Source organism: Clostridium sp. UBA4395 (assembly GCF_002390995.1).
Lineage (GTDB): Bacteria > Bacillota > Clostridia > Clostridiales > Clostridiaceae > Clostridium_J > Clostridium_J sulfidigenes.
Genome location: NZ_DGRF01000050.1, coordinates 1 through 25290 on the forward strand (window position 1 = coordinate 1; position 25290 = coordinate 25290).

General features: G+C 30.4%; 29 protein-coding genes and 1 riboswitch. Of the genes, 1 reads left to right on the forward strand and 28 read right to left on the reverse strand.

Going from position 1 to position 25290, the window contains the following annotated elements; genetic code table 11:
• Positions 1 to 83 precede the first annotated feature (83 nt).
• The 15 genes from B2694_RS08270 to B2694_RS08340 form a co-directional block, all read right to left on the reverse strand.
• Positions 84 to 911 (reverse strand): MetQ/NlpA family ABC transporter substrate-binding protein, encoded by an 828-nt coding sequence (locus tag B2694_RS08270; protein WP_346885325.1) that lies wholly within the window; start codon positions 909 to 911, stop codon positions 84 to 86.
• A 48-nt stretch (positions 912 to 959) separates the two neighbouring features.
• A complete protein-coding gene (locus tag B2694_RS08275; RefSeq protein WP_414632725.1) occupies positions 960 to 1610 on the reverse strand; it encodes a methionine ABC transporter permease in 651 nt (216 codons plus the stop codon).
• Positions 1611 to 1612: 2 nt separating this feature from the next.
• A complete protein-coding gene (locus B2694_RS08280; protein WP_346885326.1) occupies positions 1613 to 2572 on the reverse strand; it encodes a methionine ABC transporter ATP-binding protein in 960 nt (319 codons plus the stop codon).
• Positions 2573 to 2700: 128 nt separating this feature from the next.
• A riboswitch (SAM riboswitch) is annotated at positions 2701 to 2831 on the reverse strand.
• A 73-nt stretch (positions 2832 to 2904) separates the two neighbouring features.
• Positions 2905 to 3294 carry a hypothetical protein gene (locus B2694_RS08285; RefSeq protein WP_346885327.1) on the reverse strand — a complete coding sequence of 130 codons (390 nt, stop codon included), beginning with the start codon at positions 3292 to 3294 and terminating at the stop codon, positions 2905 to 2907.
• Positions 3284 to 3727, reverse strand: a complete 444-nt coding sequence (locus B2694_RS08290; protein WP_346885328.1) for a hypothetical protein — start codon at positions 3725 to 3727, stop codon at positions 3284 to 3286. Before B2694_RS08290 ends, B2694_RS08285 begins: the two co-directional genes overlap by 11 nt.
• Positions 3728 to 3748: 21 nt before the next feature.
• Positions 3749 to 4474, reverse strand: a complete 726-nt coding sequence (locus tag B2694_RS08295; RefSeq protein WP_346885329.1) for a hypothetical protein — start codon at positions 4472 to 4474, stop codon at positions 3749 to 3751.
• An 11-nt stretch (positions 4475 to 4485) separates the two neighbouring features.
• Complete coding sequence (locus B2694_RS08300) at positions 4486 to 4929, reverse strand: hypothetical protein (protein WP_346885330.1); 444 nt, start codon at positions 4927 to 4929, stop codon at positions 4486 to 4488.
• Entirely contained in the window at positions 4916 to 5353 is a 438-nt protein-coding gene (locus B2694_RS08305; protein WP_346885331.1) for a hypothetical protein, read from the reverse strand. Before B2694_RS08305 ends, B2694_RS08300 begins: the two co-directional genes overlap by 14 nt.
• Positions 5340 to 5783 (reverse strand): hypothetical protein, encoded by a 444-nt coding sequence (locus tag B2694_RS08310; RefSeq protein WP_346885332.1) that lies wholly within the window; start codon positions 5781 to 5783, stop codon positions 5340 to 5342. The genes B2694_RS08305 and B2694_RS08310 overlap by 14 nt, the downstream gene beginning before the upstream one ends.
• Positions 5764 to 6207 carry a type II secretion system protein gene (locus tag B2694_RS08315; RefSeq protein WP_346885333.1) on the reverse strand — a complete coding sequence of 148 codons (444 nt, stop codon included), beginning with the start codon at positions 6205 to 6207 and terminating at the stop codon, positions 5764 to 5766. Before B2694_RS08315 ends, B2694_RS08310 begins: the two co-directional genes overlap by 20 nt.
• A 21-nt stretch (positions 6208 to 6228) precedes the next feature.
• On the reverse strand, positions 6229 to 7425 hold the full coding sequence (locus tag B2694_RS08320; protein ID WP_346885334.1) for a type II secretion system F family protein: 1197 nt from the start codon (positions 7423 to 7425) through the stop codon (positions 6229 to 6231).
• The gene (locus tag B2694_RS08325; protein WP_346885335.1) at positions 7415 to 8920 is read right to left on the reverse strand and encodes a GspE/PulE family protein; all 1506 of its coding nucleotides are present in this window, start codon (positions 8918 to 8920) and stop codon (positions 7415 to 7417) included. The genes B2694_RS08320 and B2694_RS08325 overlap by 11 nt, the downstream gene beginning before the upstream one ends.
• Positions 8921 to 9076: 156 nt before the next feature.
• On the reverse strand, positions 9077 to 9904 hold the full coding sequence (dapF, locus tag B2694_RS08330; RefSeq protein WP_346885336.1) for a diaminopimelate epimerase: 828 nt from the start codon (positions 9902 to 9904) through the stop codon (positions 9077 to 9079).
• Between the two features lie 12 nt (positions 9905 to 9916).
• On the reverse strand, positions 9917 to 12379 hold the full coding sequence (recQ, locus tag B2694_RS08335; RefSeq protein ID WP_346885337.1) for a DNA helicase RecQ: 2463 nt from the start codon (positions 12377 to 12379) through the stop codon (positions 9917 to 9919).
• Between the two features lie 63 nt (positions 12380 to 12442).
• On the reverse strand, positions 12443 to 13717 hold the full coding sequence (locus B2694_RS08340) for an amidohydrolase (protein WP_346885338.1): 1275 nt from the start codon (positions 13715 to 13717) through the stop codon (positions 12443 to 12445).
• Between the two features lie 240 nt (positions 13718 to 13957).
• Between B2694_RS08340 and B2694_RS08345 the strand changes: the two genes are divergently transcribed.
• A complete protein-coding gene (locus tag B2694_RS08345; RefSeq protein ID WP_346885339.1) occupies positions 13958 to 15703 on the forward strand; it encodes an Rqc2 family fibronectin-binding protein in 1746 nt (581 codons plus the stop codon).
• Between the two features lie 40 nt (positions 15704 to 15743).
• On the opposite strand, the gene B2694_RS08350 is transcribed toward B2694_RS08345, so the two are convergent.
• From B2694_RS08350 to B2694_RS08410, 13 genes are all read right to left on the reverse strand, one after another.
• Positions 15744 to 16859 (reverse strand): class I SAM-dependent RNA methyltransferase, encoded by a 1116-nt coding sequence (locus B2694_RS08350; protein ID WP_346885340.1) that lies wholly within the window; start codon positions 16857 to 16859, stop codon positions 15744 to 15746.
• A 12-nt stretch (positions 16860 to 16871) separates the two neighbouring features.
• Complete coding sequence (gene pyrR, locus B2694_RS08355) at positions 16872 to 17411, reverse strand: bifunctional pyr operon transcriptional regulator/uracil phosphoribosyltransferase PyrR (protein ID WP_035129314.1); 540 nt, start codon at positions 17409 to 17411, stop codon at positions 16872 to 16874.
• 12 nt (positions 17412 to 17423) lie between these two features.
• A complete protein-coding gene (locus B2694_RS08360; protein WP_346885341.1) occupies positions 17424 to 18338 on the reverse strand; it encodes an RluA family pseudouridine synthase in 915 nt (304 codons plus the stop codon).
• The gene (gene lspA / locus B2694_RS08365) at positions 18338 to 18790 is read right to left on the reverse strand and encodes a signal peptidase II (RefSeq protein WP_346847929.1); all 453 of its coding nucleotides are present in this window, start codon (positions 18788 to 18790) and stop codon (positions 18338 to 18340) included. The genes B2694_RS08360 and lspA overlap by 1 nt, the downstream gene beginning before the upstream one ends.
• A gap of 12 nt (positions 18791 to 18802) precedes the next feature.
• The gene (gene aroF, locus B2694_RS08370) at positions 18803 to 19615 is read right to left on the reverse strand and encodes a 3-deoxy-7-phosphoheptulonate synthase (RefSeq protein ID WP_346885342.1); all 813 of its coding nucleotides are present in this window, start codon (positions 19613 to 19615) and stop codon (positions 18803 to 18805) included.
• 11 nt (positions 19616 to 19626) lie between these two features.
• Complete coding sequence (locus B2694_RS08375) at positions 19627 to 20319, reverse strand: 5'-methylthioadenosine/adenosylhomocysteine nucleosidase (protein ID WP_346847927.1); 693 nt, start codon at positions 20317 to 20319, stop codon at positions 19627 to 19629.
• A gap of 398 nt (positions 20320 to 20717) precedes the next feature.
• Positions 20718 to 21311 carry a DivIVA domain-containing protein gene (locus tag B2694_RS08380; RefSeq protein ID WP_346847926.1) on the reverse strand — a complete coding sequence of 198 codons (594 nt, stop codon included), beginning with the start codon at positions 21309 to 21311 and terminating at the stop codon, positions 20718 to 20720.
• Between the two features lie 15 nt (positions 21312 to 21326).
• A complete protein-coding gene (locus B2694_RS08385) occupies positions 21327 to 22103 on the reverse strand; it encodes an RNA-binding protein (protein WP_346885343.1) in 777 nt (258 codons plus the stop codon).
• 140 nt (positions 22104 to 22243) lie between these two features.
• Positions 22244 to 22693 carry a cell division protein SepF gene (locus B2694_RS08390; RefSeq protein WP_346885344.1) on the reverse strand — a complete coding sequence of 150 codons (450 nt, stop codon included), beginning with the start codon at positions 22691 to 22693 and terminating at the stop codon, positions 22244 to 22246.
• A gap of 14 nt (positions 22694 to 22707) precedes the next feature.
• On the reverse strand, positions 22708 to 23376 hold the full coding sequence (locus tag B2694_RS08395) for a YggS family pyridoxal phosphate-dependent enzyme (protein ID WP_346885345.1): 669 nt from the start codon (positions 23374 to 23376) through the stop codon (positions 22708 to 22710).
• Positions 23377 to 23493: 117 nt separating this feature from the next.
• Entirely contained in the window at positions 23494 to 24204 is a 711-nt protein-coding gene (locus B2694_RS08400; RefSeq protein WP_346885346.1) for a DUF881 domain-containing protein, read from the reverse strand.
• Positions 24205 to 24216: 12 nt separating this feature from the next.
• Positions 24217 to 24558 carry a small basic family protein gene (locus B2694_RS08405; protein ID WP_035129303.1) on the reverse strand — a complete coding sequence of 114 codons (342 nt, stop codon included), beginning with the start codon at positions 24556 to 24558 and terminating at the stop codon, positions 24217 to 24219.
• 16 nt (positions 24559 to 24574) lie between these two features.
• Positions 24575 to 25285, reverse strand: a complete 711-nt coding sequence (locus B2694_RS08410) for a DUF881 domain-containing protein (protein WP_346885347.1) — start codon at positions 25283 to 25285, stop codon at positions 24575 to 24577.
• Positions 25286 to 25290 lie beyond the last annotated feature (5 nt).

Here is a 25290-nt window from a genome sequence, read left to right on the forward strand (position 1 = left end):
GTGTTTTTGCACTATTATAGTATATTATTAAAAATACATATTATATCCATATACTCATATCTATTATATACATTTTTATAGATTTAAAACCCAGGAACAATAGCTCCTTTATAATTATCTTCGATGTATTTTTTTACTTCTTCAGAAGTGGCTGCCTTTGTTAAAGCTCTTATTTTATCCTTTTCTTTATCTTCAGTTCTAACAGCAATGATATTTGCATATGGACTATCTGTACCTTCAATTACTAAGGCATCTTTTAAAGGGTTAAGTCCTCCCTCTAAAGCGTAGTTAGTATTTATTACTGCTAATTCTACATCTTTTAGAACCCTTGGTAACTGTTCTGCATCTAGCTCTGTTATCTTAACATTTTTAGGATTTGAAGTAATATCTTTTGCAGTTACTAGATCCCCCTCCGAAATTTCAATTACTCCATTTTTAGCTAAAAGTTTTAAGGCTCTTGCTCCATTAGATGGATCGTTAGGAATTGCTATTTCCGCACCATCTTTAATAGCCCCTATATCATCTAATTTTTCTGAATATACTCCCATTGGTTCTAGGTGTACCTTTGTTGTATAAGAAAGATCATAAGATTTTTCCTTTACTGTAGCTTCTAAAAAAGGTACATGCTGAAAATAATTTGCATCTATTTCACCTTCTTCAAGGGCAGTATTAGGTAGTACATAATCTGAAAATTCTACTACTTCTACTTTATATCCTTGATTCTCCAATAGTGGCTTTATAGCATTTTCCACTATAGCTTTATGAGGCTCTGGAGATACTCCTATAGCTATAACCTTATCTTCATCCTTATCCTGTGAGCCTACCTTTCCTTTAGAACCACAGCCTACTAAAGTCACCCCTAAAGCTAATGTTAACGTTAAACTTAATAATTTCTTTACTGATCTTTTCATGTATATATTCCTCCTTGATTATAAATTTCTAAACTTAAATTTTGAATACTAGCTTAGTTTCTTATATATGTAGTTTCCTAAGCTTTGAATAAATTGAACAAATATAATTAAAACTACCACTGTAAATATCATAATTGGAGTATTAAATCTATTATATCCATAGGTTATAGCTGCTGCTCCAAGACCGCCTCCACCAATAGAACCAGCCATGGCAGAATATCCTATAATGCTTATAATAGTTAAAGTAAGACCTGACACAATAGATGGTAAGGCTTCTTTTATCATTATTTTAAATATTATTTGAGTCTTAGTAGCTCCTAAGGATTGAGCTGCTTCTATAACTCCTTTATCTACTTCTTTTAAAGAAGTTTCAATAATTCTTGCAACAAAAGGAGCTGCAGCTATAGTCAAAGGTACTATGGCCGCTGTAGTTCCTATGGATTTACCTACAATAACTCTAGTAACAGGAACTACTACTACCATCAATATTACGAAAGGTAAACTTCTTAAAGTATTTATAACCCCATCTAATATTTTATATATATATTTATTTTCCATTGGACCTTCTTTGGTTGTTAGTATTAAAGCTATGGCTAAAACCATACCAATAATTACTGCAAAGATCGTAGATATCACTACCATTATTAAAGTTTCTATTAGTGCACTACTAAGGATCCCTATAATTGCTTCTGCTGTCATAACTATAACACCTCCCATTGGAATTTATTCTTTTCTAAGTAACTAGTAACAACTTCCTTCCACTGTTCATCAACTCTTATGACTAATGATCCCAATATATTTTCCCTAAATCTTTCTAACTTGCCCCACACAATAGAAAAATTTACATTCAAATCTCTAGCCATGTTGGTTATAAATGAATTTTCACTTTTATTTGCCGGAAAATATATCTTAATATTGACTCCATCTTGAAATAAAATTTCTTCTTCTTCTCCTAAGAATTTTCTTAGAGAATATCCTGGTCTTAAGAACAGTTCATCTACATTTCCTTCAGCTTTAACTTCTCCGCCTTCTACAAGCACTATTCGCTGGCATATAGACTTTACTACTTCCATCTGATGAGTAACCATTACTATGGTAATCCCCATTTCTTTATTAATTTTAGATAACAGCTCTAATATGTCCTTTGTAGTTTTAGGATCCAGTGCTGATGTTGCTTCATCACAGAGTAATATTTTAGGTTCTAAAGCTAAAGCTCTTGCAATTGCTACTCTTTGCTTTTCTCCGCCACTTAACTCTTTAGGCATAGACTTTATCTTGTGGGATAATCCAACAATTTTCAACAATTCTTCTACCTTTTTTTCTATATGCTCTTTATCATATCCCCATAGTTGTAATGGTAATGCTACGTTATTATATACATTAGACCTTTTAAGTAAGTTAAAATTTTGAAATATCATTCCAACATTTTTTCTAAACTCTCTAATATCTCTTTCTGTCATAGAGGAAACTTCTTTTCCCATAACTTTCAAACTGCCTTCATCATAACATTCTAATCCATTTATACATCTTAACATGGTAGATTTTCCAGCTCCACTGTGACCTATAATTCCATATACTTGTCCCTCTTCTATGGTAAATGATACATTCTTTAAAACTTTTAAACTCTCAAAACTCTTATTGATATGTGATACCTCTATCATTATCTAGCACCGACCTTTACTGTAGATATCCTATTTACTTTAAATCTAGATTTAATTATTTGGGGCAAAATTAAAAGCACTAGAGAATAAATCTCTAGTGCATAAAACTTCATGCATGCCAATTCATTCTCTTATCTTCCAGCTCAAAAAAGCTGCAGGATTTAGCACCATGACGCACATATAAAGATATATGATTCAATATATATACACAGGTTGCTGGGTTTCAAAGGGCCAGTCCCTCCACCGCTCGTGATAAGACAATATTTACTTTTACCTTGGCACTAATTATACATAACAATAAATAAATAGTCAACATAAAAATACCAAATTTTTTAGATTTTTTTGAATACAAGAATAAAGGTGCAAATATCTTCTTCGACCACCAAAGAGTTGATTTCTTTTATTTCATCCATCTTACCTAAATCACTAAGTAAATTTTTAAAAGTAGTAAAATCCCCCTTACACTTGATAGTTACTTCACCCCAAGAGTCATAAACAACAATGTTATTTAAAGAAATATCATTATAACTTCTTAATCTATTTAAGAATTCTCCAAGTTTAAACTCTTCCTTTTTATTTTCTTCTACAAGGTTACTTACAACTAAATTTCTATGATTTTTAGCATTATTTAAATCTATTTGTGTTTTACCATAGGCTATTAAGAGTATTATAGTTGCTATAACTATAGTAATATTAATTAATTTATATTTTCTAGTATCCATTAATCTTTACCTTAGCTGTAAAATATAGCTCTTCCTTCTCTTTGAGAATAGATGAAACTTCAACTATTGAAAACTTTTCTTCTAAAGTTTTAATACACATTGAATAATCTTCCTTATCTTTAATCTTTATATTAAATCCTATATTATTGTCATCTATATTCATAGAATTTATCTCAAGCTCTTCCTTTGAAATTATTTCATAAATATAGTTATATGCAAAGGTTGTAATACTTTTTTTGTCATTATTTAATTCTATGTTTTTGTTATACTGCACTTTACCTACAATATTTAATCTCTTATAATAATTTCCTAATATTCCCATGGAAATAATTATAAATAATACAGAAAAATATATCAAAGTCCTTATTATATTTTTCTTATAGATGTACCTTAAACTCTCTATATACCATTGAGGATAATATCCTTCTTTCATTGTCTCCCTCCCTTTCATAAATTAAGAATTTACAGGAAAACTCCTTTTCATCTCATATAAATTAGCGACCTTAACCTTTTCCTTTTTCTCATTTGTAATGATGTAAATTCCCTTATTATTATGTTCTTCTCCATTAATCTCTCTCAAAAATGCTAAGATTTCTATATTTACATTTTCGTTACTTCCATTTATAACTCTATTTGCTCTTATAGTTCCATTTTCTACTTCAATGATATAAACATACTTATTTCTATATATTATTAAAGTGAATTCTCCATTTTTAATCTTTTTGTTGTATTTATTTGTATATAACTGTTGTATAGGTATTATAGAATTTATATTTGCTCCTAAAAACAATTCTCCATTCATTAAAAGTGAATCCTTTACATTTATGCAGTATATGGCTACCTCTAATTTTCCTCTTTTATTCCCAATAATTTCATAGTTAAATATTATATTTTCTATATTATAAAAAATTTTTATTACTTGATTTTTAACAATTAAATCTAGTTTATTTTTATTTACTTTAGGCACAAAAATATTATGTACAAATATCTCTTCTCCCTCTAAAATTATGTCCAAATTAAGCTTTCTTAAATTTTCCTCAACTGCTACATCAGTGTCTTTATAATTTTTCTTACAGCAATATGTGCAGTAAAAATTCTTATCCTTTTTTAAATCTTTAATCTTTTCTTTTACAAACTTTATTCCTTCTTCACTTATTTCAATCGTACACCTTTTCTTCATAACTCTCCCTTCTACTGTACTAAATTCCCCTTAAAAATATATTTAACTTCACTACCACTAATCTCCATAGCGAACCTATAAACTCTATTTAATCCATTGATTTGAAAATACTTATTACTTAAATCATAGGTTATATAACTATTATAATAGGTGATTAGTTTTTCACCAGCCTTCCTTTCAAAGTATTTCGCTGGAGTCTCTGCATTTATAGTTTCTATATTTTCTAGTACATAACTATTAAAATTAGCTATTAAGTGCTCCTTATAGCTATGGTCCTTATTTTCTTTCAAGTTATATTCCACATAATTTTTAATATAAGAATTTCTATTAATAAAGGATTTCATAGAATAACATATAGTTAGGGAAATAATCATTCCTACAATTACCACATAAGTTAATATCCACCCCCTATGAATTTTTCTATACTTGCTTAAACCTGTTTTATATTTTACCAATTGCTCTCTCTCCACTAATTCCTTTATTCGTAACTATTTTAATGAATATAACCTTACCATTTTGCCTAACTTTAAATTCTCTCACATCATATAAAAGAGGCTGATTGGTGTGGCCTACTCCATGTTTATTCTTGAAAAAAAACCTAAGTTCATTCCCATCTAAAGAAACATAACTTTCTCCTACAGATGTAGGTATAATTATATCCCCCTCTTTTAAAAAACATCCTTCACCTCTATAATTAACATAATTCTCTATATACATAAGTGCTTCATAAATCCCTGTAATTTCACTAGAATAATACACTCGTTCCTTATAGCTTTTCATCCAAATACTATAACTGCTAATAATAACTGTAATTATTAACGAGGAAATGCTTAAAGCCGCTATTAATTCTAATATAGTAACACCTTTAGCTTTTCTCATAATTACCCTTGTAAAATACATAATTTATTTCCTTTCCATCTTGAAACCTATATAAAACCTGTATTTTTATAATTTCTTTACCAGTTTCTTCAGTTCCCATTAACATTATAATTGGGTATTGCTTTACTTCATCCTTTATAATATATTTTATATTTATACTACCTAGAGCTTCCTCTGATAAATCACTAGTATTTATGAATCTAGTTTTTTCAACTATTTCTTCTTTAATATCACCATAATCCATATTGCATAAAATAAGCTTTTTAACTGCATCTATCTGAAAAGTGGCCTTCATTTCCTTTTTCTCTTCTTCTTCACACCTTCCCATTACACCATAAAAAGTAAGTGCTCCTATGAGAATAGTAGATATAACTAACATGCTTATTATAGTTTCTAACAGTGTAATTCCTTTATTTTTGCTTACTAACATAATCTGTTCCTACCTTTATGGTTATAACTTCTCTACGTCCCTCTGGATCATATATATTTATAGACCTTCCCAAAGATGTATTTCCGTCAATATCTAATGGTATAGTTATACTAGCATCATTAGATATATGTATCCTTAGTGAATCTGGTAATAGATAACTCTGTACTTTTACAGTTCCATGATATAGATTTAATTCTCTACTTTGGATAACTAATCTAAAGAGTTTCCTATTATCATAATTATTTCTTGCATACATCTTACAGCTATTTATAAATTCAATTGTGCCATTAACCCCATGTTCCATTTCCATGGCTAACTTCTTTTCATCATAGGAGTTTAAATGAGGATATATTATAAATGAACATATAGATAATATACCTAATACCACTATTAATTCTATTAGTGTAAATCCATTTTTCTTCATAGTTTTCTACCTTAATACCTTTTAAAACTTTGTATTGTACATATTAAACAATGGAATCATAATTGCAATAATGATAGATCCTATAAATAGACCTACAAAGACTATTAGTAGTGGCTCTATTAGGGATGTGATCCTATCTAATTTCCCTTCAAGTTCTTCTTCGAAAACTTCATTACAACATTGCAACACCTCTTCAACACTTCCATTAATTTCTCCTATATATATTGTTGATAGAAAATAATTTGAAAAAATATTGCACCTCTTAAGGCCCTCATAAAGGCTATCACCTCTTTCTAATCCTTCTATACATCTATTTAACCGCTCCTTAATGTAAATGGCATTTTCACAATTTCTCAGTAAGATTAAAGAAGATTTTATATCAATACCACTACCTATCATCATTGAAAGGGCCATAGTAAATTTACAACAAAATCTATTTTTCTCTAAATTTCTCGTTAGTGGATTTTTATATTTTAAATTATAGGTTATCCCTTTCCCCTTTAGATAGATATGTATAAAGCTTATGCCTATAAAAATCCCTATGCCTATTGGTACTACAAGTATACCTAGACTATTTATAACTCTAGATAATCCTAAATAAAATCTAGTTATGTAAGGAAGTTTCATATTTTCTATATCCATAGAATTAAAAAATGTAGGTACTAACTTGTAAATGGCAATCATGCCCATAATTAATACAAATACAAATAATCCTATAGGATAAGTACTTACGCTAATAATTTTCTTTCGCCTTTTATATTCCTTCATATAGTACTTTTCCATGAAAGTTAGAATCTGCTGCAATCTACCACTTTCTTCTCCAAAATGAATTAATGTTATAAAAAATTCAGGGAAAACACTTTTAAACTTCTCTAAGCTTTCTGAAAAGGATAAACCACTTTTTATATTATTTATAACTTTATTTAGAATTTCACATAACCTTTTATCCCCTAAATGCTCTACTAATAGTTTCAAAGCATTAACTAAAGGAATTCCCGCCTTTAAATTATTCTTTAAATTTCTGCAAAAAGTAGATAAATTTTTTTCTGAAATCCTTCTTTTAAACAAATATGTATTTTCTTTATGCAATTCTTTATATTTAATACAATATATTTCTTCCTCTTCTAATCTCTCCATTAAACTCCAATGATCTTCTACTATAACTTTTCCTGATACAATTTTCCCCTTTACATTTATCCCCTTATACTTATACTCCATAATCCACTCCTAAGGCTTTTTCAATGTTATAAACCTGCATATTTCCATAATACTCTTCCACTGAAGTACTTCCCTCTACAACTAATTCCTTAAAATATTCATTCATAGTAATCATTCCCTCTTCAATAGCTATGTTTCTTAATATATCACTATCCCCAATATCCATAGACTCCTTTAATCTCTTTCCCATAATCATAATCTCATAGGCTACAGTTCTTCCTCTGTATCCAGTGCTATTACATTTAATACATCCAGTTCCTCTATAGCCTTCTTCAATCCTATCCATGGCTAGAAGCTTCTTTTCTTCCTTGGATAATTTATATTTCACCTTACACTTTTCACATATTAATCTTGTTAACCTTTGAGCAATTACAAGAACAAGAGAACTTTTAATTATATCTCCATCTATCCCCATGTTAGTTAGTCTATTTATAGCACTGCTAGCATCGTTAGTATGCAAGGTAGTTAAAACTAAGTGACCTGTTAAAGATGCTCTTATAGCTACTTCAGCAGTTTCCTTATCTATAATTTCACCAACCATTATTACATCAGGATCCTGTCTTAATACTGCCTTTAATATATTTCCATAGGTAGCACTACCTTCTCCTATGGAAACTTGATTAATTCCCTCAACTTCACACTCCACCGGCTTTTCTACAGTGACTATATTCCTAGTTTCTTCGTTCAACTCATTTATCATAGAATATAAAGTAGTAGTTTTTCCACTTCCTGTAGGACCTGTAATTATGATTAACCCTTGTTTAAACTTTAATATATTTTTTAAGAGTCGATAATCTTTAGGTGTAAAACCTAGCTTATTTATATTTAACAAAGGTGCATTTCTTTGTAATATTCTTATTACAAATTTTTCTCCGTGAACAGTAGGCATTGTAGATATTCTTAAATCATAAATATGTTCCTTTACTTTAAGATTTATCTCTCCATCTTCTGGAGTATATTTATTAGTAATATCCATATTTGCCATAACTTTTATTCTCGTTGCTATAACCTCATAAATATTCTTAGGTAAAGTACTAAAAATATTTAAAACTCCATCAATTCTATACCTTACAGTGATTCTATCCTTCCATGACTCTATATGTATATCACTTGCACCTTTTTCAATACCTTCTCTAAAAATTGAATCAACTAAAGAAATAATGGGTCCCTTTACTTCTTTATCAAGCTCCTTTCTAGGATACTCTTCACCTTTAAGTCCCTTAACTATTTGCTTTCTATAAATTTCTTCATAATATTTATCTAAATAAATCTTAAATTGATCTATAGTACATAAGTTAAATATAATTTTTTTCTTTAAAATAAATCTTAATATATTAATTTCTTCATTGGAATGCTCCATAAAGGTAGCTAAATAGATCTCATTATTTTTTATGTCATAAGGTAAAATGCTATACTCTTCACACACTTCCTTGGAAAGCATAGACATAGCCTTCGTATTTATTGCTATTGAATCTAAATCTATTTTGTTGATCACCAGTTTATCTCCTTAAACATATTAAAAATATAGATTTCTTTTATCACAACTATAATTATTACCATTTATTTCAAATATAATTCTATAAATAAGTAAAAAAGGGGTTATATTAAAACAAATTTATAAATTGTTTAAATATAAACCCTTAATGTTCACTTATACTGCTATTTCACCCTTAAATACATTCTCCGCTGGCCCCGTCATCATTATTCCACCCTCAGTTATTTCTATAGTTAAAATACCTCCTGGAGCCATAACCTTCACAGATTTATCTACTAAATTTAATTTATTACAAACCACCACCGATGAACAACATCCTGTTCCACAGGCAAGGGTTGGCCCTGCGCCTCTTTCCCAGGTATTAACCTTTATTTCCCCTCTATTCACAACTCTACAAAAGTTAACATTGGTCCCTTGTGGAAATAATTCATGGGTTTCTATGGCTGCACCTTCTTCAACCTTAAACCCTCCCTCTTCAGTTAATAAAACAGTATGGGGAACTCCAAGTAATAATGAAGTTATATTATAGTTTTTTTCATTGGCACATATATCTTTTTTAATAATTTCTTCCTCTCCTAAGGCAGGAATAAACTTTGGATTAAAACTCTCTCTTCCCATATTTATCTTAACAGCTTTTACCTTATTATCTTCTATGAACAGATGACAAACCTTTATACCATCTCCTGTTTCAACGGTAAACTCACTTTTTCTTACTATGTTGTTTTCATATACGTATTTTGCAAAGCATCTTATTCCATTTCCACACATACCAGCATAGGAACCATCACTATTTATTATTATCATTTGAATATCAGCAATTTTACTTCTTCTTACTACTAATATTCCATCTCCTCCTATGCCAAAATTTCTATCACATAACTTTTTAGCTAAAGTATCTAAATCATTGTGTTTTACTTCCATATCTTCAAAAACCACAAAATTATTTCCTGCTCCCTGCATCTTTGTAAATTTTAAAATTTCCATAATATTCTCCTCTTAAAAGTAATTCTTAAGTATAACAGCTCTTATAGATTCATAATTAATTGTCTTAGGTAACTCTGCCTTTACCTTACTAACCTTATCATAGCCAACTCTTTCACAAACTTCCATGATAATTTTTTCTTCATCTTGGTTAAAAAATTTATTTAAAGGAATAGTAAACTTAGGTCTTCCATACTCCTCTATATACTCTGTAACGTATCCAAGTATAGTTGAAATTGATACCTCAATCTCTTCTGCAATATCCTCAATTGCAAAGTCTTCATTTAACATGTCTAAAGCTATTTCCTTATTCTTTCTTTCATCTCCATCTATAACTAATCTTTTTTTCTTTTTTTCTTCCCATATAGGAGTTATTCCCTCTTTTTCTATGTATGTATTTACTGCTTCTATTAAAGTCACTCCATATTTTTCTATCTTCTTAGGCCCCATACCTCCTATATCCTTTAGCTCTTCTAAGGTTTTAGGATATCTTCCACTTATCTCTTTTAGAGTATTTTTTGCTATGATATTCTGTTCCATAGCACCTTCTACCCTGCTTAATTCCCTTCTCACTAAAACTAACCTTTCAAATAGTTTTTTATCAGTATTTACATAAAAATCCACTGATTCCTTATTAATACTTCTATCTTCTTCTGATTTAGTTACACTAGCTTCTTCATAACTTTTGTCAGGGTTATTCTTTTCATTAACAGTTAGATTGTTAGCTTCAACATACTCTATAATAGCACCTTGAAATTCCTTACCATACTTACTATACTTAGTTTCTCCCACTCCAGATATCTCTAAAAACTCCTCCTTATTTGTAGGATGCTTAACACTCATTTCCCTAAGGGTTCCATCACTAAAAATTATATATGGAGGAATTCCAGCAGCCTTTGCCATGCTATATCTAAGTTCTCTTAATATATCAAAGAGTTCATTTCTTACCTCTGCATTTACTTTAACTTTAAATTCTTTAAAGTGAACTACTTCCTGACCTCTAAGTACTTCCATAGACTTATTATTTAATGCAAGGACAGGATAAGTTCCTTCAACTTGATTTATATATCCATGAGAAATTAATGTGTTTATAAAAGTTTTTAGATTTTCACCTGAATAATCCTTCATTATTCCATAGGTAGATAGCTCTTGAAAATTAAACTGTGTAACCTTTTTATTTTTTGATCCTCTAAGTACATCTATAAGCATAGTTGCACCATAGTTTCGTTTCATCCTATATATACAAGATAGTACCTTTTGAGCATCTACAGTTTTATCAACTATCTCTCCTTGATTTAAACAATTACTACAATTGTTACAGTCATCTTCATAGCTTTCTCCAAAGTAATTTAAAATATATTTTCTATAACAATCATTACTATAAACAAAATCCACCATCTGCTGAAGTGCTTTATACTGATTGTTTTTTCTCTCTGGATTTTCTATACTCATCTCTATTAAATACTTTTGAACATGGATATCTCCTGGAGAAAATAATAATATACACTGACTCTTCTCACCATCTCTACCAGCTCTTCCAATCTCTTGGTAATAACCTTCTATATTTTTAGGCATATTATAGTGAACCACATATCTTATATTAGACTTATCTATTCCCATACCAAAGGCATTAGTTGCCACCATAATCTTAACTCTATCATAAATAAAATCTTCTTGATTCTCTTTTCTTTCCTCATCAGATAAACCCGCATGATATCTAGCTATATTATATCCCTTACTAGAAAGCTCTCTATAAATATTATCTACTTCCTTTCTAGTAGCTCCATATATAATACCAGAGTTCTCTTTATTGTCTTCCATAAATTTAAGAAAATATTTCTTCTTATTCTCAGATTTAACTATATTTATAGACAAGTTTTCTCTATCAAAGCCAGTAATAAATATTTTAGGACTTTGAAGCTTTAAAAGTTTTACTATGTCCTGTCTTACTTCTTTAGAAGCTGTAGCAGTAAAGGCTGTAACTATAGGTCTCACCATAAGCCTTTCTATAAAACCTGCAATTCTTTTATAGCTAGCTCTAAAGTCATGACCCCATTGAGATACGCAATGGGCCTCATCTATAGCTATCTGGCTAATAGGTATCCTAGAAATTACATTATAAAATTCTATATTATCTAACCTCTCAGGGGCTATATAAAGTATTTTATATTTTTCTTCCTTTATTCCATCTAATACTTCCTTAAAATCTTTACTGCTTAAGGAGCTATTAATATAGCTACAAGGTATACCCATGTCCTTAAGTGCATCTACTTGATCCTTCATAAGGGAAATTAAAGGTGAAATTACTATAGTTAATCCCTGAAGGATTAAAGCAGGCACTTGGTAACATATAGACTTACCACTACCTGTAGACATTATAGTAAGTGCATCCTCTCCCTTTAAGATAGATTCTATAACTGGCTGTTGACCTGTCCTAAAGCTTTTATATCCATAATATTTTTCCAAAATTTCTTTCATTGCTTCTTTCAAAACTACACATCCCTTAGCTTGTTTAATTTAGTAAATTTATCTCAAGTTTAATTAAATCATACTCTTTTGTAAAAAGGTTTTTATCATACATACATAAGCATCATGACCTATTATAAGTGATTCTTCATTAAAATCAAAATGAGGATTATGATGCGGTGCCACAATAGAAGATGGAATTATAAAATACATTCCCTTTCCACCTTGCTTTTCCACCTCTTCTAACATATAAGTTATATCCTCAGAGGCTCCAAATGAAAACTCTTCAATAATATCTATAGGTAAACTTCTAAGATTTTTTACTACTACCTTAGAAAATTCATTATCGGGGCTATTATATGCCCTTGCAGAACCAACTACTCTTATATTATATTCCACATTGTAGGAAATTGCTGCACCCTTAACTACTCGACAAACCATATCCATGATTCTATCATTAATTTCGTTAGTATCGCCCCTTGTTTCCAACTGTAAAACTGCTTTATCTGCTATAACATTTTTTCCAGTTCCTCCATGAAGAGTTCCTACGTTAAGTCTTCCTACTCCTTTTCCAAATTGCACTTGGCTATGAAGATTTAAAATGCAGCTTGCTCCTGCTAAAAGAGCATTCCTTCCCTCTTCTGGGCAAAGTCCTGCATGGGCAGATTTACCTAAGAACTCTACCTCTACTTTATTAGTAGCAAGCAAATTTTTAACTTTAACAGCTATGGCATTATTTTTATCAATAAAGCCCATGTGACCAGAAAATAAATAATCTACATCTTTTAAAACTCCAGCTTCTACCATAGACTTAGCCCCTCTAACCTCTTCCTCTGCCGGTTGAAATATGAGCTTTATTTTTCCTGCTAATTTTTCTTTCATCTCTACAATAGTATTTGCAAGCTGAAGGCCCATAGCTATATGAGCATCGTGACCGCAACAATGACATATTCCTGGATTTTTAGAAGAAAACCCTTCTTTAAAAGGTCTATGATTTTCCTTAGCTTCCTCAACCTTAAGACCATCTATATCAAATCTAAAAGCCATGGTAGGACCCGGAACTCCTGTATCTATAGTTGCTACTACCCCAGTATAGCCTTGTAGAATTTCATCTACATTATAGGACTTGTTTTTAATTGCTTCACTACACTCTATCCTATGATTAGCAAGTATTTCTTCATCAGCCATACCCATTGGATTACTATGTATTTCCTTACCATATTGTAGATTATATCCGAGTTTTTTCAAGTAATCCATTATTTTTATGGTGGTTTCAAATTCTAACCACCCTGCTTCTGCACATCTATGAAATTCCCTTCTTAATTTAATGATACTTCCCCTTAATTCCATTTATATCCACCCTGCCTTTATAATTTTTTTCTATATATGTAACTCTTATGTAAATTCATTCTTATTACTTCTTAAACAACTACAGTTCCTTTAACTTAAATATTCCTTAAATGCAATATTACTTTTATTATATCATCTTCAATTAAGGAAATTATCCTTGTCCTAACTTATTTTGTATTTTATTTATAAAATAATAGTGATATACTGTAAAATATATGCTTAAATGAAAGGATGATTTATATGGCACTAGATGGATTATATTTGCGCTCTCTAGCCAATGAAATAAAAAACACTCTAATAAGCAGTAGAATAGATAAAATAACCCAACCTGAAAAGGATGAAATAGTACTGAGCTTTAAAATAAATAGGAAACCTGTTAGACTACTGCTAAATGCTAACGCTTCTTATCCTAGAATAAACTTTATTGATTACTCTAAGGAAAGCCCACTTAAGGCACCTGTATTTTGTATGGTTTTAAGAAAATATCTCAATACTGCAGTTTTAAAAAATGTGACTCAATTAAATAATGACAGAATCCTACTTTTAGATTTTGAAAGTAGTGATGAATTAGGCTTTAACAGTATATATACCTTAATAATTGAAATCATGGGTAGACACAGTAACATTACTTTGATAAGAAAAAGAGATGGACTCATCATGGATTCCATAAAACATATTACACCAGATATAAATAGCTATAGAGTACTCTATCCTGGTATTGAATATGTATATCCTCCTGAAAGTAATAAACTTGATATATTCAACGCTACCTTTGAATCATTTCAAGAAAAAACTTTTAGTCTATATGAAGATGAAGTTCTAAATGAAAAATTCTTTACTAGAGTTTTAGATGGAGTAAGTAATCCTATAGCTAAAGAGATTTCTTTTAGGCTAAATAAAAGAAATATTCCTTTAAGTAAAAATAACCTAAAGGGAATCTATGAATTCTTAATAGAGTTTTTTGATAAATCCAAAGATAATAATTATGACCTTTATAGCTATTCCATAAATGATGAACTAAAAGATTTCCACTGTATAAGGCTAGAACATATTTTAGATGATGGTGGACAATGTGAAGAATATTCTTCTCCTAGTAGTCTTCTAGAAAGCTTCTATCATGCAAAGGATAAAATAAATAGACTTCAAAGCAAAAGTCATGATATGCAAAAGCTAGTTATAAATAACATAGACAGAGTTGAAAAAAAATTAAACATTCTAAAGAAAACTTTAATTGAATGTGAAGAAAAGCAAAAATATAATCTATATGGAGAGCTTATAACTGCAAATATTTATAATATCAAAAAGGGTGATAAAGAGGTTGAAGCATTAAATTACTATAGTGATGAAGAAGAATATATTAAAATTCCTTTAGATGTAAATAAAACCCCTTCTGAAAATGCTCAAAAGTATTTTAAAAAATACAATAAATTAAAAGCTGCAGAAGAAAATGCTTATATCCAAATAGAATTAGCTGAAGAAGAGGATGAATATCTTCAATCAGTACTTAGTAATATTGAAAATGCTGATAACTATAAAGATTTAGAGGATATAAAAAATGAGTTAGTGGAAACTGGCTACATTGCTTTCAAAAAGTCTATGAAAAGTAAAAAAACTAAGCCTTCAAAACCACTCCACTTCATATCTAGTGATGGCATTGATATATATGTAGGTAAAAACAATCTAGAAAATGATTATTTAACTCTGAAGTTTGCTCATAACAATGATATTTGGCTTCACATAAAAAATATCCCAGGTTCCCATGTAATCATTAAAAACCATGGAGAAGTACCTGATTCCACCCTTCTTGAAGCTGCTACCTTAGCCGCCTTCTATAGCAAGGGTAAAAACTCTACAAAGGTACCTATAGACTACACAGAAATTAGAAATGTTAAAAAAATGGCTAAAGGAAAGCCTGGTATGGTAACCTACTCCACAAACAAAACCATCTATGTAGATCCTATAAAACTTGATTTAAAGCAAGTTTAAAACAAAGACTATCTCAAAACTTTTTGAGATAGTCTTTAATTTATTTCTTCGGATTATATTGATAGTAATAACACTGAATTCTTCCATTATAAAGTTTCCTGTTTTTATCAGCCTTTTTTCCAAATACCTTTTGAAAGTCATCATAAGATGTTAGTACATAGCAAGACCAATCCTCTAGTCCTTCATACACATTAGAAAAAGTTTTGTAGAGATACTTAACCTCATCTTCATCTAAAAGTCGCTCTCCATAAGGTGGATTAGTTATTATCATACCACCTTTTTTTCTATTTCTTACATCCTTCATATCAAGTCTTTGGAAGTTAACATACTTCTCTACACCTGCTTTTTTAGCATTATCCATGGCAGTTCTAAGTACTCTTCCATCTATATCAGAGCCTTGAATAACGAAGTCTTTTTTATTAACACTTCTTTTTGCTCCTTCGCGTACCTGCTCCCAAATTTCTTTGTCAAAGGTAGGCCAAGTTTCACTTACAAAGTGTCTATTAACTCCTGGTGCTATATTTTTAGCTATCAGTGCAGCTTCTATAGGTATAGTTCCTGATCCACAAAATGGGTCTATTAAAAGCTCATCTCCATTGAATTTGGCTATCAAAACTAAGGCTGCTGCTAAGGTTTCTTTCAAAGGAGCCATTCCTGCATTTTCCCTATATCCCCTCTTATGAAGTCCTACTCCAGAGGTATCTACTGCAAGGGTTACCTTATCCTTTAGAATTCCAACTTCTATCTTATATACTGGTCCATCTTCACTAAACCAATTAGTATCATATTTTTCTTTCATTTTTTCTACTACAGCTTTTTTTACTATACCTTGACAGTCAGGTACACTATGTAAAGTAGATTTAACAGATTTTCCTATAACATGCATCTTACCATCAATAGGTATTAAGCTACCCCAGTCAACTTTTTTAGTTCCTTGAAATAATTCTTCAAAGGAGGTAGCTTCAAATTCTGCCATCTCTAGAAAAACTCTCTCTGCAGTTCTTAAATGGATATTACAGATAGCAACATCCATTTCATCTCCTTCAAAGGTTATCTTTCCATTTTCTATTTTTAAGTCTTCATATCCTAAATTCTTTAGCTCCTTGCCTGTAATAGCCTCTATACCAAAGGTAGTAGTTACAATTATTTTATACATAAATTTTTTCTCCTAATTATTCTCGTATAGACTTACAGAGTCCACTCCATCTTTTTCTACTAGTTCAACAGATATATCCTCTTTTCTTGAAGTTGGTATGTTTTTCCCCACATAATCAGCTCTTATTGGTAGCTCTCTATGACCTCTATCTACAAGTACAGCTAGCTGAATCATTTCAGGTCTTCCTCTATCTATGATTGCATCTATTGCCGCTCTTACACTTCTTCCTGTAAATAAAACATCATCCACTAGAATTATTCTCTTCCCAGTTATGTCTACACCTAATTCTATACTATTATGTTCCTTTAAGTTTTCAGGTTTTTTTAGGTCGTCTCTATATTTAGTTATATCTACACTACCTACTTCTACCTCTTCACCTTCAAACATGTTGATTAGTTCAGCAATTCTATTAGCTAGTGGCACTCCTCTACTTTTAATTCCTAATATAACTAAGTTTTCTGTACCTTTGTTTTTTTCTATAATTTCATGAGAAATTCTCGTCAGAGTTCTCTTAATTGCTTTATCGTCCATAAGTACTGATTTCAGTTCCATAACAGTCCCTCCCTAAACTTCTTTTCTTAATTTATCTAATATATCCTGAAAATATTCTGGAAGTTGTGAATCAAATTCCATATACTCTCCTGTGGTAGGATGTATAAAGCCTAAATTTTTCGCATGAAGTGCTTGACCTTGCAATTTAAACTTCTGTTTTTTATATCCATATACTTGATCTCCAATTAGTGGATGATGTAAATGAGCCATATGAACTCTAATTTGATGTGTTCTACCTGTTTCTAATCTACATTCCACCAAGGTATTACTTTTAAATCGCTCCAGCACTTTATAATTAGTAATAGCTTCTTTTCCATTCTTAACTACAGCCATCTTTATTCTCTCTACAGGATGTCTTCCTATGTTGGTTCTAACAGTACCCTCTTCCTCCTTTACTATACCTTCTACTATGGCATAGTAAGTTCTCTTCATGGAGTGGTCCTTTAGCTGCATAGCTAATGAATTATGCGATTTATCATTTTTAGCAACTACTAATACCCCAGAAGTATCTTTATCAATTCTATGCACTATGCCAGGTCTTATAACTCCGTTTATACCTGATAAGTCCTTACAATGATAAAGAAGACCATTAACAAGAGTTCCAGTATAATTTCCTGGGGCAGGATGGACTACCATGTCCTGTGGTTTATTTATTACTATAACATCACTGTCCTCATAAATTATATCTAAAGGAATATCTTCAGCCTCTACTTGAAGTTCCACTGGCTCAGCTAGTTCTACTTGAACCTGATCCCCTACTCTTAATTTGTAATTACTTTTTTTTATCTGTCCATTGACTTTCACTTGTTGTTTTTCAATGATTCCCTGGACAAAAGATCTAGACATATCTACTTCATTTTCACTTACAAATAAGTCAAGTCTCTTCCCTACATTTTCTTCTTCTATAATATAATTTTTAAAATCCATTAAATCTCATCCTTCAGTATACATATTAATAGAAAAAATGTTCCTATACAAACTAGCATATCAGCCACATTAAAGGTTGGAAAATAATATACATCCCTATAATGAACCATAATAAAATCCACTACATAATTATAACTTATTCTATCTATAAGATTACCTATTGCTCCCGCAATTATCATAGCAATAGATACATATACTAACTTGAACTTAGGCTTATACTTTAATAAATAGAATATCATTCCTATAACTACAACTATAGTAATAACAATAAATAACCACTGCTTATTTTGAAGCATTCCAAAGGCAGCTCCACGGTTTTCTAGATAATCAAGAGTAAAGAAATCCTTAATTACAGTTAATCCTTCTGAACCCTTTAAGGTACCTATAGCCCACCATTTTGTTCCTCTATCTATTATTAGACCTAATACTACTATTATTATTCCTAAAGTCAAAACCACTCCCCCTTATCTTAACTCGGATAAAATATTTTTAATGGCATTAGACTTATTTATAATTTTTTTTAAATTTTCTACATTAATAGTTTGTCTTGCATCTGATACAGAATTATCAGGATTTACATGACTTTCTATAATTAATCCATCTGCACCAGCTGCCACAGCAGCTAAACTCATAGCTTCAACTAACTCACGCCTTCCAGTTCCATGACTAGGGTCCACAATAACAGGAAGTCTATAATTTTCCTTAATCACTGCTACAGAGTTTAAATCCAAGGTATTTCTAGTGGTAGTCTCAAAGGTTCTTACTCCTCTTTCACAAAGTACTACTTGATTATTACCTTCCTTTAAAACATATTCAGCTGCATAAATCCATTCAGCTACAGTTGCACTTATCCCTCTTTTTAGAAGTACAGGTACTTTAAGCTTTCCTAATTCCTTCAAAAATGTATAGTTATACATATTTCTAGAACCAACCTGTATCATATCTACATAAGGAAGAGAAATTTCTATATCTCTAGCATCCATTACCTCAGATACTACTGGCAAACCAAATTCATTTCCAACTTCTTTAAGTATTTTTAGTCCCTCTATACCGAGACCTTGAAAATCATAGGGAGATGTTCTAGGCTTGAAGGCACCTGCTCTCATCACATGTGCTCCCTGGTCCTTCAAGGCTCTTCCTATCTTTATCATTTTATCATAGTTTTCCACTGCACATGGTCCAGATATAAACACTAAGTCATCTCCACCAATGATTACATCCTTAACCTGTACTGTAATTTTTTCTCCACTATTTTTTTCTGCAAGTATTCTTTTCATATAATATCACCTTATAAAGTTTTTAACATAGAACGTAGTATGGTATTTGAATTTTTAACTGATATTTCTTTAAATTTTTCATAGTCCATATGTGCTCCATTATTAGCATTGTCAGAAATTGATCGTATTATAACAAAAGGTTTATTATTAAGATAAGCTGAATGAGCTATACTTGCTCCTTCCATCTCACAAGATAGCGCATTAAACTCGCTTTTTAACCATCTTATCTTCTCTATATCAGCTATAAATTGATCTCCAGATACTATTCTACCAGTGAAAATATTTATATCTTTTATACCTTCACAAGCACTTTGGGCTTTTTCTACTAATCCCTTATCACATTTAAAGTCAAAGACTTCCATATTAGGAACTTGACCTGGTCTATCTCCAAATTTAGTTGTGTCCATATCATGCTCCACTAAGTCTGTTGCAATAACCACATCTCCTGGATATATATCTTCTCCAATACCACCAGCTATACCAACATTTATAACAGCATCCACATTGAAATCATCAACTAAAATTTGTGTACAAACTGCTGCATTTACCTTACCTATTCCACTTCTAACTATTACAACATCCTTATCGTAAATAGTTCCATGATTAAATGTCATCATTGCTCTTGTAACTTTTTTCTTTATTTCCATATCAGCTATTAGAGAACTTACTTCCTCTTCCATAGCTCCTATAATTCCTATTCTCATGCTAAAATCTCCTCTTTTCTTCCTAGGTACAAATAATTCTAGGTACTTTTCTTTAATACAAATTTAGGTCATCAATTATGTTAATACATATTCAAATATAATTTTTCACATTAATTGGGTACAACTACATCTATTATAATATACATGTTCCGGGATATGTCAATAGCTTTCAGTAGATAAAAAAATCTCACCCTAAAGTGAGATTAAAGAGCTGCTACGTCCCTGGATAATGATTTTTCCTAAAAGACAACGAATTATAAGTATGAATAAATTCATACTTATAATACTATTAATAACCTTCAGTGAGAGTAAAAACTCTCTCTAAAGCAAAGAACTCGGTTTATACATTAATCATATTTACCAAAAATTACACAATATATGTAAATAAAATTTCAATACTACTTATCTACAAAAAAACTTTTTATATCCTCTAATTCAGCTGTATTATATTCAAAGCTTTCTACATCCTTCTCAGAAGCAACTTCTAATACTGGCTCATGCACCTTTTCTTCCATTACAGTTGAAATATTATAATTTTTATCAAAATCTTTTTCTAGTGCTTCAAACATTTCCATTTGTGTAACTATAAAGTTTCTAAACTTGCTCCTAAACTTAGCAAATTCCTGTTTTGTTCTATCGAATTCATCATTGATATTTAAAACATCAGTGTGAGCTTTATCTAAAATTCTTTTAGCACTTTCATTTGCATTTTTAATTATAAGTTCAGCTTCTGATTGAGAACTTTGCTTTGCCTGTTCTGCAGCATTTTGTGCTAATAACAAAGTGCTTTGAATAGTAGTTTCCATCTTTGAATAATGATCTAATTTATCTTGAAAAACATCTAATTTTTCCTTTAAAATAGCATTTTCCTTATACACGGTTTCATAATCCTCAGAAATTTGTTCTAAAAATTCATCCACCTCATCCATGTTATATCCTCTCATGGCTTTTTTAAAATCTTTGTTCATAATGTCCATAGCTGTCATCTTCATATCCTTCACCCCGCATTAAATATATTTACCTATTAATAATTTAATTCGTCCCTTACTAGTTTCTCCTTCAATTGAATTAATTTTATACTTTCCAAATCCCCTTATGGTAATAGTATCCTTCATTTCTATTAATTTATCCTTTCTATTACATTTAAGATAATTTAATAATACAGACCCATTACTTATAAGGTCTGTGCCCTTAGCCCTAGACATATTGCAAATACTAGGTACCACATTATCTAGTCTAAGGGATGTAACCATTATAATCTTTTCTTCAAATTCAATCTTTGGGATATCTTCACTATTTATATCTATTCTATCAATAGTACATGGACAATTTCCAATGTTAGTTAAATTATATTGAACATATTGAGAAACTGACCTTGTCATTGGAACAAAGCAAGCACCTCCTTTTACTACTAAGTCTCCGAATAAGCTTCTCTTAACTCCTAAAGCCATTATAGAGCCTAAATAATCTTTATGCTTAAGTTCTTTAAACTTTGATTTATTTTCTATCTTAACAATATGAATATCATAGTCCAGAGTTTCATATGTATTAGTAGAAAAACATAACATCTTTCTCTCACAATCCGCAAGCACACCAGTACCATGAACAAAAACCCCAAGTTTACTTTGGTTGTTTTTTATATTCATATAGATATCCGGAGTCACAAACTCCTTTGTATATATAGGAATTTCTATGTTCTTACATAGTTCTATGTCCTCATATATACTTGAAATATAATTTTTATCGTGGTCTTTAAATATATCTAAAAATGCCTTCTTCTCCATAGCTTTCCTCTAATTCATTATATATTATTATATTAATTATGATTCCTCTTAATACTGTTCATGTTTTTCAAGCTATATTCTACCACTCAAATATATAAAAAATTAACCACGTAATACTTTACCAAGTTCGAGTACTAGACTTATTTGAAGGAACTAAAAATTCCTTTGTTTGTAAGCTCATTTTTTAATTCATTACTAACTTCAATATTAGATGGAGTTAATATAAATACTCCCTTTTCTACAGGTTGAAGACCTCCCTCTAATGCGTAAATAGATCCTATTAGGAAATCAAGTATTCTTTGACCTTCCTTAGGCTCTACTCCATTTAAGTTAACAATAACTATTCTTCTAGACTTTAAATTGTCTACAATAATTTTCCCCTCATCATAATTTGAAGGCTTACTAATTACAACCTTTGAGGATGATGCAGTATGAATATTAACTATTTTATTTTGCTTCTTGCTTACGAAAGGTTCAATTTCAATCTCCTCTTCACCTTCATCATAGTTTTCTTCCCTGTTCTCTAATAATTCTTCATCATCTTCTTCATCAAATCCCATCATTCTACTTATTCCTTTGAAAAATTCCATAATAAACCTTCCTCCTACTTTAATTTGTTATAATCTCTTTTCCCAAAAACCCCTTCACCAATTCGAATCATATTTGATCCTACTTTTAAAGCTTCTTTATAATCTCCACTCATTCCCATAGATAAAATCTCCATGGTAATATTTTTATAGCTTTTAGTTTTCAGGGTATCAAATACTTCTTTAGTCTTAGTAAAATAGTAATTACAACTTTCAGTATCTCCTTTTGGAATAGTAGCCATAATACCTTTCACCTTGACGTTTTTACACTGTTCACAAGCATTTATAAGTTCATCTAAATCTTCCATCATAATCCCAGTTTTAGACTCTTCTCTACCTATATTAATTTGAATTAATACATTTGCAATAAGTTCCTTACTTGAAAATTGTTTTTCAATCTCCTGTAAAAGTCTAACACTATCTAAAGAATGTATTAAATAAACTCGTCCAACTAAATATTTAACCTTATTTCTTTGAAGATGACCTATTAAGTGCCACCTAATATCCTTAGGTAAGATTTCTTGCTTTTCCATTAACTCTTGAACTTTATTCTCTCCAAAATTTCTTTCCCCTAATTCATATACATTTTGTATTTCAGCTATAGATCTAGTTTTTGATACTGAAATCAATGTAACTTCTTTTGGCAACTCATTCTTCAATTTTATAAATTTTTCTTCAATAGACAATTTTATTCCTCCCGTCTCATATACAAACTCTAGCTTATAATGGAAAATATATGCCCATATAATTTATTCTCGATATAATCTAAAAAACCTTTAATATTATTAATTTTTTCTAGCTTTTTATTTTAATTTTAGATACTCACTTTTTAACTCTCCATTATAGCCTGGCAACTTTTCATCATAAACTGATTCAATATCTACATAACAGCCTCTTGCCTTCAAACTCTTAAGTTGATTTTGTTGATTTTCAAGAAAACTATTTATTACATCCTGATTTCCAATAGCTGTAATGTAAAAAGGAGCTATTACTTTTATCCCATCTAACTCTATGGTTGCTCCAGCACAAAGTCCAGCTGTTGAACCTATTATTCTATATCCATTAATAGCTATTGCCTCTGCTCCTGCCGCTCTTAAATCATTAACAACCATTGTTAAATCCGAATCATGAATTAACATATAAAGGGGTACATCTTGCCCTAAAATCGCAGCTTCCGGTGCATCATTTAAAGTAATCTTTACACCATTTCCCACCACTGGAAGCAAACCTAATGCAAGTTTATTTTTGCTTATCTCTCCAATCATCTCTTTTCTAACTTCATCCTCAGATATACTACTTCTTTCATATTTATTAATTTTATCATTAATTTCAACATATTGGTCTTCTAAATTACTTATTTCATTTTGTAACTTTGTCCTACTATCATATGCCTTTTGATACTGCTCTACATCTAAAAATTTAGTTTTTCCTCCTAAATTTACATTCATAGCTATTAAAATACCAATTATAATGGTAGCTATAAGTAAAAATATATTAGCTTCATTAACTCGCATTTAATTATCTCCTTAATGATGTGTTTTTATTCTATCCATCAATAACCTTCTTATAACAGCAAAGTTTGTAAATATCCTCTGTCCAAAAATTATAATTGCTGCAATATACACAGGTATACCTAGCTTATCCCCTAGATAAACCATCCCTGCTGCTAAAAATGCATTTCCAAAGAATCCTGATATAAATATATCTGGTCTAAAATCCTTATTTAAGGTAGCTCTAATAGCCCCAAAAGTGGAGTCTATACAAGCAAATATTGCAACAGATATATATGGTGATAATTTAAGTGGAAAATTTATGTTGAAAGCTATTCCTAATATAATTCCTATTATAAGTCCTATTAATGCAATCATTTCATCACTCCTACTTTTAGTTTTCTTGTACTTCTTTTATGTGTTCATATTTTACTGGTATACTTGCCTTTTTAATTTTAATACTATCCTTTGTTTCCGATGTAACCTCACAGATTCTTTTCACTCTATTAGGAATGAACCATCCCATAGCCCCTTCTAATATAGTCTTATTTCCTATAGCTTTTATAACTATACGCTCCTGTTGTGAAATTCTTTCTCCATTAATTCTAATACTATTTCCTGCTATCCTTATACTGCTGTTTCCAATAAGTCTTATATCATTTATAGATACAGCTTCAGCACCTGCAGCATATAATTCATTAACGATATACAGTAACTCATAATCTTGTATAGGATCATCTTCTACTTGTGGAGTGAATAAACTAGTTTTAGGATCAATATATATTGTAATACCTGGCCCCTCAACATTAGTTAATCCCGCTCTAAGTCTAGTATTATTTAGCTCTTCAAGGAGCCTTTGATTCTTTGTATCTTCTGTTGCTTCCTTTTCGTATTCAGCCGCCTTCACCTCTAGTTCCTCAACAGCCTTTTCCAATTCTTCCTTTTGTTTTTTTAATTGCTCATTTTCTAATAATATTTCTGGACTTTGTGAACCCTCAACTTTATCTGTACTTTGCTCTCCTATAGTATTAAGTTGAGTAATTATAACAAATCCAAACATTAAAAATATAAGTCCGGTACTTAGCTTGGAAATAATACTTTTCACTTACC